At 43.3% G+C, this 12,868-nt stretch carries 12 protein-coding genes and 2 tRNA genes; 1 reads left to right on the top strand and 13 read right to left on the bottom strand.

All coding sequences use genetic code 11. The features are described 5' to 3' along the window. Window positions 1–70 precede the first annotated feature (70 nt). The 13 genes from rpsO to ftsH form a co-directional block, all read right to left on the bottom strand. On the bottom strand, window positions 71–340 hold the full coding sequence (gene rpsO, locus DFP79_RS08800; protein WP_133503588.1) for a 30S ribosomal protein S15: 270 nt from the start codon (window positions 338–340) through the stop codon (window positions 71–73). Window positions 341–425: 85 nt separating this feature from the next. Then, window positions 426–1,355 (bottom strand): tRNA pseudouridine(55) synthase TruB, encoded by a 930-nt coding sequence (truB, locus tag DFP79_RS08795; protein ID WP_133503587.1) that lies wholly within the window; start codon window positions 1,353–1,355, stop codon window positions 426–428. A 9-nt stretch (window positions 1,356–1,364) separates the two neighbouring features. Then, a complete protein-coding gene (rbfA, locus tag DFP79_RS08790) occupies window positions 1,365–1,751 on the bottom strand; it encodes a 30S ribosome-binding factor RbfA (protein WP_133503586.1) in 387 nt (128 codons plus the stop codon). Between the two features lie 11 nt (window positions 1,752–1,762). Further along, window positions 1,763–4,348, bottom strand: a complete 2,586-nt coding sequence (infB, locus tag DFP79_RS08785) for a translation initiation factor IF-2 (RefSeq protein ID WP_133503585.1) — start codon at window positions 4,346–4,348, stop codon at window positions 1,763–1,765. 25 nt (window positions 4,349–4,373) lie between these two features. Beyond that, window positions 4,374–5,864, bottom strand: coding sequence for a transcription termination factor NusA (gene nusA, locus DFP79_RS08780; RefSeq protein ID WP_133503584.1), 1,491 nt, complete (start codon window positions 5,862–5,864; stop codon window positions 4,374–4,376). Window positions 5,865–5,892: 28 nt separating this feature from the next. Continuing rightward, window positions 5,893–6,354: a ribosome maturation factor RimP gene (gene rimP, locus DFP79_RS08775; RefSeq protein WP_133503583.1), complete on the bottom strand. Its 462-nt coding sequence runs from the start codon at window positions 6,352–6,354 to the stop codon at window positions 5,893–5,895. 163 nt (window positions 6,355–6,517) lie between these two features. Next, a tRNA-Met gene (locus DFP79_RS08770) sits at window positions 6,518–6,594 on the bottom strand. 46 nt (window positions 6,595–6,640) lie between these two features. After that, window positions 6,641–6,726, bottom strand: a tRNA-Leu gene (locus DFP79_RS08765). Window positions 6,727–6,770: 44 nt separating this feature from the next. Further along, on the bottom strand, window positions 6,771–7,118 hold the full coding sequence (gene secG / locus DFP79_RS08760) for a preprotein translocase subunit SecG (protein WP_133503582.1): 348 nt from the start codon (window positions 7,116–7,118) through the stop codon (window positions 6,771–6,773). Further along, on the bottom strand, window positions 7,118–7,867 hold the full coding sequence (gene tpiA, locus DFP79_RS08755; RefSeq protein WP_133503581.1) for a triose-phosphate isomerase: 750 nt from the start codon (window positions 7,865–7,867) through the stop codon (window positions 7,118–7,120). The genes secG and tpiA overlap by 1 nt, the downstream gene beginning before the upstream one ends. A gap of 118 nt (window positions 7,868–7,985) precedes the next feature. Further along, the gene (glmM, locus tag DFP79_RS08750; protein WP_133503580.1) at window positions 7,986–9,320 is read right to left on the bottom strand and encodes a phosphoglucosamine mutase; all 1,335 of its coding nucleotides are present in this window, start codon (window positions 9,318–9,320) and stop codon (window positions 7,986–7,988) included. Then, window positions 9,320–10,153 (bottom strand): dihydropteroate synthase, encoded by an 834-nt coding sequence (gene folP / locus DFP79_RS08745; protein WP_133503579.1) that lies wholly within the window; start codon window positions 10,151–10,153, stop codon window positions 9,320–9,322. The genes glmM and folP overlap by 1 nt, the downstream gene beginning before the upstream one ends. Window positions 10,154–10,273: 120 nt before the next feature. Then, window positions 10,274–12,244 (bottom strand): ATP-dependent zinc metalloprotease FtsH, encoded by a 1,971-nt coding sequence (gene ftsH, locus DFP79_RS08740; protein WP_133503578.1) that lies wholly within the window; start codon window positions 12,242–12,244, stop codon window positions 10,274–10,276. Between the two features lie 295 nt (window positions 12,245–12,539). On the opposite strand from ftsH, the gene DFP79_RS08735 reads away from it, so the two are divergent. Next, window positions 12,540–12,842 carry a YhbY family RNA-binding protein gene (locus DFP79_RS08735; protein ID WP_133503577.1) on the top strand — a complete coding sequence of 101 codons (303 nt, stop codon included), beginning with the start codon at window positions 12,540–12,542 and terminating at the stop codon, window positions 12,840–12,842. The last annotated feature ends 26 nt before the right edge of the window (window positions 12,843–12,868 follow it).

The following is a 12,868-nucleotide window of genomic DNA, read 5'->3' as shown; positions in this document are numbered from 1 at the left end:
TTGAAGTACAGGCTGCCCCTTGGGAATCCAAAATAAAAAAGGGCCATAGTAACTATGGCCCTCTTCGGTCTTAGCGACGTAGACCCAGCTTTTTGATCAAGCTAGTGTAACGTGCTGCGTCTTTACGCTTTAGGTAATCCAACAATTTACGACGTTGGTTTACCATGCGAATCAAGCCGCGACGAGAATGGTGGTCATGAATATGAGCTTTAAAGTGACCTTGTAGACCTTCGATGTTTTTAGTCAACAAAGCAACTTGAACTTCTGGGGAACCAGTGTCACCTTCAGCTACTTGAAATTCTTTAACCAATGCTGCCTTAGCTTCTACAGACAATGCCATAATCTTTTTCTCCGATTAATATGCGTTAATGAAATAAAGGGTAGCCGAGCATATTTTCAGTTACCCTAACGCCCGCATGATAACACTATTTTTGAGCTAACTCACTCGTATTTATCAAGCGATACGCTTTAATTTTTCGATCTTTTATGACGCCTAAACCTAAAAACAAATCGTCAGACGACCTAAATAATCTGACGAGAGTTTCAGGGACATAATTTCTTGAATCAGACAATGGACGCCCATAGGACATTTCTTTGGATTCAAAGTCTGACAAGCGCACTTTTTCAAAGTGAGACACCGCTGTATCTGAAGGCATTAAACGCTTATCTAGAGTCGCCTCACCAGAGTCAAGTAACGCCTCAAATTCCTCAAGCGTCAACATATCTTTAGGGTTATACCCAGCCGTAGAGACACGGTGCAACGTCTTTAAATGTGCACCACAACCTAATGCTTCTCCGATGTCTTCGCCTATGGTTCTGATATAAGTACCTTTCGAGCACGTAATATCTAGCGTCAAGGTATCATTCGTTCGCTCAAGAACCGTTAAACTGCGAATTGTAACGAGGCGAGACTTTCTCTCGATTGTAATCCCTTGACGAGCATATTCATAAAGAGGCTTACCTTCGTACTTCAATGCGGAATACATCGGAGGCACTTGGGTAATATCACCTCTAAAACGGTCAAGAAGAACATCAAGTTCACCGTCAGAAAGCACAGGGACAGGCTCATTACTTAGAACCTCTCCTTCCTTATCACCAGTCGTTGTTCTCACCCCTAATTCAATACAGGTAACGTATCGTTTATCTGCATCCAGTAGAAACTGTGAAAACTTTGTCGCCTCTCCTAAACACAAAGGCAACATACCGGTTGCAAGAGGGTCAAGCGCGCCAGTATGCCCAGCTTTTGCAGCTCGATATAATCGACGCACTTTTTGCAATGCCTGATTCGAGCTCAAGCCTAAAGGCTTATTTAATAAAACGACGCCATCAACTTGACGCCATTGAGTCTTACCCATAGCTTGAACTTAATCTTCCGAGGAATCCATTTTCTGATCTTTGCTAATAGCATCATCTATAAGAGCTGACATTCGAGCACCATTAACAACACTTTGATCATAATGAAAACGCAAATGAGGCATAACCCTCAACTTTACTTCTTTTGCTAGACGATGCCGTAAAAAGCTCTTTGCACTGTCTAACGCAACTTGATTATCCGCCAATTTTTTGGGGTCTTCATCGATTCCTAAAACCGTATAGTAAACATCTGCATAACCTAGATCTTTCGCTACACGAACTTCATTAATCGTAACAAAACCCAAACGCGGATCTTTGACTTCAAACTGAATAAGGGATGCCAGCTCCTTCTGGAGCTGATCACCAATACGACTAGTACGACTAAATTCGCCTGCCATTTATTTTCCCTTTATAGAGAGCGAGCGACTTCGATAGTCTTAAAGACTTCGATCTTATCGCCCACTTTCACATCATTATAGTTCTTAACACCGATACCACATTCCATGCCCTGACGAACATCGTTAACAGCATCTTTAAAGCGGCGTAAAGACTCAAGCTCACCTTCGTAAATAACAACGTTATCGCGCAATACACGAATTTTGTCGTTACGGTAAACTGTACCTTCGATTACCATACAGCCAGCAACCAAGCCAAACTTAGGTGAACGGAAAACGTCTCGAACTTCAGCTGTACCAACAATGTCCTCTCGAAGATCTGGTGTCAACATACCAGAAAGAGCCTGTTTAACATCATCAATGATGTTATAAATGACACTGTAGTAACGAAGGTCTACGCTTTCACGCTCAATAAATTGCTTCGCAGAGCTGTCTGCACGGACATTAAAACCGAAAATTACCGCTTCAGAAGCAAGCGCTAATGTTGCATCTGTTTCAGTAATACCACCTACACCACTGGAAACAACATTTACTTTCACTTCTTCATTGCTTAGGTCTGTCAAAGACTTAATCAAAGCTTCCAATGAACCACGAACATCCGCTTTCAAAACAACATTTAGCGTACGAACTTCATCTTTGCCCATCTCACTAAACAAATTCTCAAGTTTAGCAGAGTGCTGACGGGCAAAACGAACTTCACGGTATTTACCTTGACGGAAGTTAGCAACTTCACGAGCTTTACGCTCATCAGCAACAACAATAAATTCCTCACCCGCTTCAGGTGTACCATCCAAGCCAAGAATTTCGACAGGGATAGAAGGACCTGCGCCCTTGATTGGCTTACCGTTTTCGTCCAATAGTGCTCTAACACGGCCCATATTAAGACCCGCTAATACGATATCGCCTTGTTTCAAAGTACCGTTTTGAACCAACAAGGTTGCAACCGAACCACGTCCGCGATCCAAACGTGCTTCAACGACAACACCTTTCGCAGGAGCACTTGGCACAGCCGTTAATTCCAATACTTCAGACTGAAGCAATACAGCATCAAGAAGCTCATCAATACCTTCACCGGATTTCGCTGACACACCAACAAACTGGACATCACCGCCCCATTCTTCAGGCACAACTTCTTGAGCAACAAGCTCATTTTTAACTTTCTCTAAGTCTGCAGAAGGCTTATCAACTTTAGTCATTGCAACAACGACAGGCACTTGTGCAGCACGAGCATGCTGTATCGCCTCTATCGTTTGTGGCATTACGCCATCATCCGCAGCACAAACAAGAATTACAATATCGGTAGCCTGAGCACCACGTGCACGCATTGCTGTAAACGCAGCGTGTCCAGGTGTATCTAGGAAACTGATCATGCCATGCTGAGTTTCTACGTGGTACGCACCAATATGCTGAGTAATACCACCGGACTCACCAGCAGCAACGCGAGTGGTACGAATGTAGTCAAGCAACGATGTTTTACCATGGTCAACGTGACCCATTACAGTGACAACAGGCGCTCTAGGAACCAACTCACCTTCATAGTCAATCGCATCGACGATATCCGTTTCTACGGCGTTTTCGTCAATGTATTTGACTTTGTGCCCCATTTCCTCGACAACAAGCGTTGCGGTATCACGGTCAATGGTTTGATTAATGGTCGCCATTGCACCCATTTTAAACATAACCTTAATTACTTCCGCGCCTTTCACTGCCATTCTTTCAGCAAGCTCAGCGACAGTCATACTTTCCGGAATAGCCACTTCATGAATAATTGGAGCAGTAGGCTTTTGGAAACCATGCTCTTGTTTATTATTCGATTTTTTATTTTTACGTCCCAACTTGCGACGACCAAACTCTTCTTCACCCGTCACATCAATACGTGCATGGCGTTTTGGCTCTTGGTTACGACCACGGCCTGATTTATTTTCAGCGTCAGATTGCCTTGGAGCCCCTTTTTTCCCTTTTGGTGCTACAGCCGGTTTTTTCGCACCGTCCATTGCGGGAGACGTTGTTTTGCGATTTGATTTGGACTCTTTTGGTTTATCCACGAGTTCGTTCGCTCCTGTACCGGAGCTACGTTGCTCCTTTTTTAATTCTGCTAGTTTTTGAGCTTCAGCATCTTTTTCCTGAGCCGCCAAACGAGCTTTTTCTTCGGCTTCAGCTTTCGCTTTTGCCGCCTGTTCTGCCTCTAAACGCTGCGCTTCAAGCTTTTCTGCTTCTTGCTTAGCCGCTTCTTCTGCTTCGATTCGTGCTTGTTCTTCCGCCTGACGTTTAGCAGAGGCTTCTTGCTGAATTTTTAAATCTTCTTCGCCCTCAGCACGCTTTACATAAGTACGCTTCTTTTTAACGGCAACATTTACCGCTTTACCACCATCACTTGCTAGAGTACTGGTTGTTTTGCGCTGTAGCGTGATTCGCTGAGAACCTGTTTCTTCTTCGCCATGTTGACGTTTTAGAAAATTCAATAAAATTTGCTTTTCTACATCAGAGACATCTTGGCTTTCCTGCGTTTGAGGAAGGCCAGCATCTTTCATCTGAGTTAGCAGCTTATCTACTGGCGTGTTCACCAATTCAGCTAGTTTTTTTACGGTTTGAACTGTCATTAAGTTCCCCCTTATTACTCAGATTTTATTCGGTTTCAGCAAACCAAGGAGCACGAGCCGTCATAATAAGAGACGCCGCCCGTTCTTCAGTAATACCTTCTATTTCTAACAATTCATCGACAGACTGCTCAGCAAGATCTTCCATTGTGATAACGCCTTTAGACGCCATAACCAGAGCAAGGTGACTGTCCATGCCTTCCATAGCTAACAAGTCTTCAGCAGGCTTAGCATCATCAAGCTTTTCTTCAGCCTGCAACGCTTTGTTCAATAGACTTTCTTTTGCCCTAGTGCGCAACTCATTAACGAGATCTTCATCGAAACCGTCGATATCCAACATTTCTTCCATTGGAACGTAAGCCACTTCTTCAAGTGTTTCAAAACCTTCGTCGACCAATTGCAATGCCAAATCATCATCGATATCTAAAGAATCAACAAACACATCAATCAATTTCTGAGATTCTTCTTGTTGCTTACTTTGAGCTTCTTCACTGGTCATTACATTCAATGTCCAGCCAGTAAGAGCCGTTGCAAGACGAACATTTTGGCCATTTCGACCAATTGCTTGAGCAAGATTATCGCTCTTAACAGCAACATCCATAGAATGCGCATCTTCATCAATAACGATTGAATCAACTTCAGCTGGAGCCATTGCGTTGATTACCAACTGCGCAGGGTTATCATCCCATAAAACGATGTCAACGCGCTCACTGTTCATTTCGTTTGAAACAGCTTGAACTCGTGCACCACGCATACCAACACATGCACCAATAGGATCGATTCGGCGATCGTTTGTTTTTACTGCAATCTTAGCGCGTAGGCCAGGATCACGAGAAGCACCACGAATATCAATCACTTCTTCAGCGATTTCAGGCACCTCTAATTTAAACAGTTCAATCATAAATTCAGGAGCAGTACGAGAAAGAACCAACTGAGGTCCACGACCGTCTTCACGAATTTCTGCAAGAAGAGCACGAACACGATCATTCATACGGAATGTTTCGCGATTAATAAGCTGATCTTTAGGTAATGCAGCTTCAGCATTTTCACCAAGATCAACAATCAAACTGTCACGCGTTACTTTCTTAACTTGTCCGTGAACTAACTTACCGACTTTTTCACTGTAGCGAGCGACCACTTTTGCTCGTTCAGCTTCTCGAACTTTCTGTACGATAACCTGCTTCGCTGTTTGAGCAGCAATACGACCAAATTCTTCTGAAGGGATTTCTTCTTCATAAATTTCACCGATTGCCAAGCCTAGGTTTTGCTCAACAGAATCATCTATCGTAAGCTCTGAATCTGGATATGAGTAATCTTCATCAGCCACTATGTCCCACTGGCGAAAAGTACTGTAATCTCCAGTGCGCTGATCAATAGACACTCGAATCTTCACATCTTCTTCAAAACGACGTTTCGCCGCGCTAGCTAATGCTGTCTCAACCGCTTCAAAAATGACTTGTTTCGGGACATCTTTTTCGTTGGAAACTGCTTCAGCTACCAAAAGAATTTCTTTGCTCATCCTTTTAGCCTCTCTTTAAAGGTTAAACTTAAAATTGTGGAACAATATTGGCTTTCTCGATCAACTCGATGGGCAACAAATACTCTTCTTGATCGACAAGGATTACCACCTCGTCACCTTCAACACCTGTGAGTTGCCCTTTAAACTTGCGACGACCATCAAATGGAACGCGAAGCTTAAGTGCAACAATGGAGCCTACATAAGACTCATATTGGGGTAATATAAATAGCGGCCTATCCAGACCTGGAGATGAAACTTCTAAATTGTATTCGCCGGAAATAGGATCTTCTACATCCAAAATCGAACTTACTTGACGACTTACCGCCGCACAATCTTCGACATCAATTCCTTTTTCTTCATCGGTTTCTATAAAAATTCTCAATACAGAATGCTTGCCTTGAGAAATGTATTCCATTCCCCAAAACTGGAAGCCCAACCCCTCTACAACGGGTCGGATAAGCTCTTCTATTAAAGTATGTTTGGCAGACAAAGCTTCTCTCCCACTAAGACCAATACGTTACTTAGGTTTAAAACCCACAAACAAAAAACGGGCACAAGGCCCATTTACATCATATATTCCACATAGCAAAAAACCCCATATGGGGCTTTTTGACAACATTCTGACTTCAAAAACAAAATCAGAATCAAAAAGTTGGTTGCGGAGGCCGGATTTGAACCGACGACCTTCGGGTTATGAGCCCGACGAGCTACCAGACTGCTCCACCCCGCGCCAAATCGAGAGCATTATAACACTCTCAAAAAAATATCCAACAAATTGGTGCCGATGGCCGGACTCGAACCGGCACAGCCGTAGGCCACCACCCCCTCAAGATGGCGTGTCTACCAATTCCACCACATCGGCAAATTACGAACTTAACTTAACAACTACTCGCACAAATCATTAAGTTAGTTTGAAGGCACATCTGAAGATTCTTCAACCTCATCCAACTGAGGTAACGCATCTCCAGCTTCAACTACTGGCGCTTGAGGAACAAAATCTAACACGCCAGAAACACTTTTAGCTTTTTCACTTGCCACGAATGCAAGAGCAAAACTAGTCACAAAAAAAACAACGGCAAACACGCCAGTCATACGTCCAAAAAAGCTACTACCGCCCTGACTACCGAAAACAGTTTGCGACGCTCCACCACCAAATGAAGCCCCAGCATCAGCGCCTTTTCCTTGCTGTAACAAAACAAGGGCAATAATGGCAACCGCTACCAACACATGTACTACTAAAATTAGCGCTTCCATTAGATTCCAGCCGCCTTAATAATTTCGTTAAATTCTTCAATTTTCAGAGAAGCACCACCAACTAACGCGCCATCTATATCTTCTTGTGAAAATAACTCTATTGCGTTATTCGCTTTAACACTTCCGCCATAAAGCACACTAACTTTATCGCCAAGCCCTACAAGGGAGTCCGAAAGCAATGCGCGTATAGCCGCATGTACTTCTTGTGCCTCTTTACTTGTAGCTGACTTACCGGTACCTATTGCCCATACAGGCTCATAAGCAACGACTACATTTTCAAAAGTATCAACACCAACAACATCAAGCACAGAACTAATCTGCCTTGAGCAAACTGCTATTGTCTCGTCAGCTTCTCGCTGCTCAAGCGTTTCACCAACACATAAAATAGGAGTCAAGCCTGACGCCAAAACCTTAGATACTTTATCTGCTACTACTAAATCACTTTCACCAAAGAGTTCTCGTCTTTCTGAGTGACCCACTATAACAAACTCAACACCAACCTCTTTTAGCATTTCGACCGACACTTCACCAGTAAATGCACCATCACTGTATAAAGAAGCATTCTGAGCCGAAACACTTACCGTGCCTAATTTGGCAGATAAAGCGGATGCCTTTTCTAAATATGGGAATGGAGGGGAAATAACAACATCGACATCTTCGACTTCCTTAATGGCACTCATAAAGTTTTCCAAAAAAACCTTCGAACCATTTTGTTTCCAGTTACCTGCAACAATCTTACGTCGAGACATCACACCCTCCTAAATTCGATGCAAGATTCTAGAGAAAACCCCCTATAGAATCAAGCCATATTTAAATTAAATCGCCATTAATTAACAACATCCGAACAAAATTCAAAACAATAATACGCTATTGAATTACTTTCTGAACCTCATCAGACAAATATTCAATCAACTCTGAGACCAACTCATCGTCTCGACCTTCAACCATAACACGAATTAAAGGCTCAGTTCCGGATGCGCGCAAAAGAACTCGACCCGATCCATTCAAACGTTCATTTGCATGAGTGATCGCTTTTTGCAATGAAGGCACTTCAGACGGAACAAAACGCTCTTTCACTCGAATATTTTTCAGTTTCTGGGGGAATTTAATCAACCCCTCTAGTAACTCATGAAGCGGCCTTTCTTCCTCTACCATAGCAAGCAAGATCTGCAAAGCCGCAACAATACCATCCCCTGTCGTCGTTATCGATTTACAAACGATGTGACCCGACGGCTCCCCGCCTAACAACCAACCATGCTGCACCAACTTTTCGTTAACATATCGGTCACCAACATTTGCACGACTAAATCCGACGCCACGCTCAGATAACGCCAACTCCAAGCCAAAGTTACTCATAAGAGTGCCGACAACCCCTCCAGAGAACTGCCCTTTCAAACTTAAATGATTCGCAATAATATAGAGAACATCATCACCATCACATACATTCCCAAACCGATCAACCAGAATCAGTCTATCGCCATCTCCATCAAGAGCAACGCCAATATCCGCCCCTTCAGCCACTACATTTTTTTGTAGTAGTTCCGGCTTCGTCGCACCACTTATCTCGTTAATATTAAGTCCATCAGGATTAACACCGATAACAGTAACATCCGCACCTAGTTCACTAAACACTCTAGGTGCCACATGGTAAGTTGCACCATCCGCACAATCCAATACAACTTTAAGCCCACTTAAACGCAAACCAATAGGAAATGTACCTTTACAGTATTCAATATACCGACCAGCAGCATCGTCAATTCTTTTCGCTTTACCTATTTGATCCGACTCAACCACTTCCATAGGCTGATCAAGCCAATATTCAATCTCCTCTTCAAGCTCATCAGAAATCTTGCCACCTTCAGCTGAGAAAAATTTAATACCATTATCTGTGTATGGATTATGGGAAGCACTAATGACAATGCCCGCACTTGCTCTAAACGTACGCGTTAAATAAGCAATGGCTGGCGTTGGCATAGGCCCTACCAACCTGACATCAACACCTGCTGCAACGATACCTGCCTCTAGCGCAGATTCGAACATGTAACCAGAAATACGAGTATCTTTACCGATCAATATTTTGTTTTTTGATTGCCCACTAAAAACTTTACCTGCAGCCCAACCCAGTTTAAGCATAAACTCAGGCGTTATAACACCTTTACCAACCTGCCCACGTATACCATCCGTTCCAAAGTATTTACGCATTACCTTTCTCTCTCAATCCGATACATCATTTCTAACATTTCAACATGTGGGCGCACATCATGTACCCTGAAAATTCGACTCCCTTTGGAATACGCGGCAGCATGAACTCCCATACTCCCATACAGTCGCTCCCCCACATCCAAATTCAAAACGTCTCCGATTAGTGTTTTCCGAGAAGCACCAATCAATACTTCATAACCCCGTTTTTTCAGACCATCTAAGCGATTCAACAACGTCAAATTATGTTGAAGCTTTTTCCCAAACCCGATCCCCGGATCAAGAAATATATCCGCCTTATTAACACCTAATCGTTCAACAATAGCAGCTCGATTCTCTAGATAATCAACAACATCATCGAATGCAGAATCATAAACTGGAGCATGCTGCATACTTTCAGGCGTTCCTTTCATATGCATCAGACAAACAGGAACCCCCAACTCAACAGCAGCTTCAACAGCACCATCACGCTCCAATGCACGAACATCATTAATCAAGCCAGCACCTTCACCACAGGCAAGACGCATCACCTCTGGGGCGCTTGTATCAACAGAAACAACGGTATCAAATCTCGATGTTATCGCCTCTACAACGGGAACCACCCTATCTAACTCTTCCTGCAAGCTAACAGGTGTTGCTCCCGGCCTCGTTGACTCCCCGCCAACATCAATAAAAGACGCCCCCTCATTCAACATTTCTTCGACGCGACTCAACGCTACATCTAGCGTATTAAACTTACCGCCATCCGAAAAAGAATCTGGAGTCACATTTAGAATGCCCATCACATGAGGACGCGTTAAATCAAGCTGCTTTCCACCAAAACTAACCACTGACATAGCTGCAATTGTACTCAACAAGTAGGAGTGAAGAAAAAATAATAGTACCAAAAAAATAGGCGAGCTCACGGCTCGCCTATTTCAATTCATATACAAGTATATATAACCAACAAATTCGCTCTAACCTTTATTGGGCTCGCCTCCGAAATCATCACTGCCCGTATCAGATGGACCACTTTCCTGTTGAGAGGAGCTAGTAGAAGCGTTTTCATCATCAGGCTTAACAACATCCTCTCCAGATCCGCCATTTGAATCACCCCAACCTTCAGGAGCACTCGGCGTTTTCCCATCCATTATTTCTTTTATCTGCTTGGCGTCGATGGTTTCGTACTGCATAAGAGCCTCGGCCATCACGTCAAGCTTAGCGCGGTTCTCTTCAAGAATATCCGTAGAACGCTTGTAGCATGAACTAATAATACTTTTCACTTCAGCGTCAAGCTTCTTACCCGTCTCTTGCGAGAAGTAGTTAGCCTTACTGCCTGTCCCGCCACCAATATAACCACCAGTACTATCATCTTCTTCGTAGGCGTATGCACCCAACTCTTCAGACAACCCCCACTTAGTAACCATATTACGCGCTAGACTTGTTGCACGCTCAATATCGTTTGACGCCCCCGTTGAAACACCATCAAAACCATGGATCATTTCTTCAGCAATACGCCCGCCATACAAACTACAAATCTGAGACTCAATGCCACGTTTACTTAAACTGTATTTATCTTCTTCAGGCAAATACATCGTAACACCCAACGCACGGCCACGAGGAATAATTGTAACTTTATAAACTGGGTCGTGTTCAGGCATCAAATAACCAACAATAGCATGGCCCGCTTCATGATAAGCCGTATTACGCTTTTCTTCTTCTTTCATGACCATGGACTTGCGCTCAGCACCCATTAGGATTTTATCCTTGGCAAGCTCTAACAATTCCATATTCACTAATCGACGATTAGATCGTGCAGCAAACAAAGCCGCCTCATTGACCAAGTTCGCCAAATCCGCACCAGAAAACCCTGGTGTACCGCGCGCAATATTCTTAGGTTGAACATCATCATCACAAGGCACCTTACGAAGATGCACTTTTAGAATTTGCTCTCTACCACGGATATCTGGTAAACCAACCGTTACTTGACGATCAAAACGACCTGGGCGCAACAATGCAGGATCCAAAACATCTGGGCGGTTTGTTGCTGCGATAACAATGATACCTTCGTTACCCTCAAAACCGTCCATCTCAACCAACAGCTGGTTCAAGGTTTGCTCACGTTCATCATTACCGCCACCCATGCCTGAGCCACGATTACGACCAACCGCATCAATCTCATCGATAAAGATTATGCAAGGAGCATGCTTTTTAGCTTGTTCGAACATATCACGAACACGTGAGGCACCAACACCAACAAACATTTCCACAAAATCGGAACCAGAGATGGTGAAAAACGGTACTTTTGCCTCACCTGCGATCGCTTTTGCTAGCAAAGTTTTACCCGTACCAGGAGGCCCCGCCATCAAGATACCGCGAGGTATTTTCCCACCTAAACGCTGGAATTTGCTAGGTTCACGCAGAAAGTCAACCAACTCCTCTGTATCTTCTTTAGCTTCATCGCAGCCTGCAACATCTGCAAACGTTGTTTTGATCTGATCTTCTGGTAACAACCTTGCTTTAGACTTACCAAAAGACATAGGGCCGCCTTTGCCGCCACCGCCGCCTTGCATTTGACGCATAAAGAACATAAAAATTGCAAGAATCAATAAGATAGGGAAGCTCGCAACAAGCAATTGAGTCCAAATACTTTGCTGTTCGGGCATCCGACCTTCAACCACCACATTATTACTTAACAGATCATCCATGATTTTTGGATCTGCGGCTGCAGGCCTAACGGTTTCAAATGTATCTCCGCTGGTTCTACTACCGCTAATGGTGTATCCATCAACAATAACTTTGGCTATTCGGCCATCATGAACTTCTTTAACAAACTCAGAATACGAAATACGATTCGCTTCACTTGTTGTATTGAAGTTATTAAAAACTGTAAGCAGTACTGCAGCGATAACAAGCCACAGCAAAATATTTTTAAGCATATCGTTCAAGAGCACACCTCTTAACGGTTAACGTTCGCCAATTTGTCTAATCAGCCATTAATAAAATTGTATTTATTGAACTAACACTAATACTCGAATCGCCTAATATATCTACGCGCTCTAGCATTACTGGATCAACAAACGGCATAATAATTGTTCATATTGGGGGTCTTCAAAAAAAATACAAGCCCTAGACAGACAATCTATATTCTTCTTACCTAATCCAGCCTCAATTCCGCTATAATATCGCGTAACGTGACGAGCCTCCAATAAAGAGGACAAACTAATATGAGATATTTTAACTATGAGCCTAACCAACACTCAAAAAAAGCAATACCGTCTTATCGGACACTCACTTAATCCGGTTGTTACCGTTGCCGGAAACGGTCTAACAGAATCTGTCTTAACTGAAATGGATCGTGCCTTAGAAGATCACGAACTCGTAAAAATTCGTTACAGCATCGTAGACCGTGACGTACGTGGTGAACTTATCGCAGAAACCAGCAAAATTCTAAAATGCGAGACAGTTCAAACCATTGGTAAAGTAGCTCTATTTTACCGAGCGTCACTTGAGCAAAATCCAAAGTTGTCGAATCTTCTACGTTAATCTCCATTCGGATGGTCTATTCTCTT

The sequence above is a fragment of the Marinomonas balearica genome, assembly GCF_004362145.1.
Lineage (GTDB): Bacteria > Pseudomonadota > Gammaproteobacteria > Pseudomonadales > Marinomonadaceae > Marinomonas > Marinomonas balearica.
Note: the sequence above shows the minus strand (reverse complement) of the source record. Positions and strands in the feature narration are given on the sequence as shown.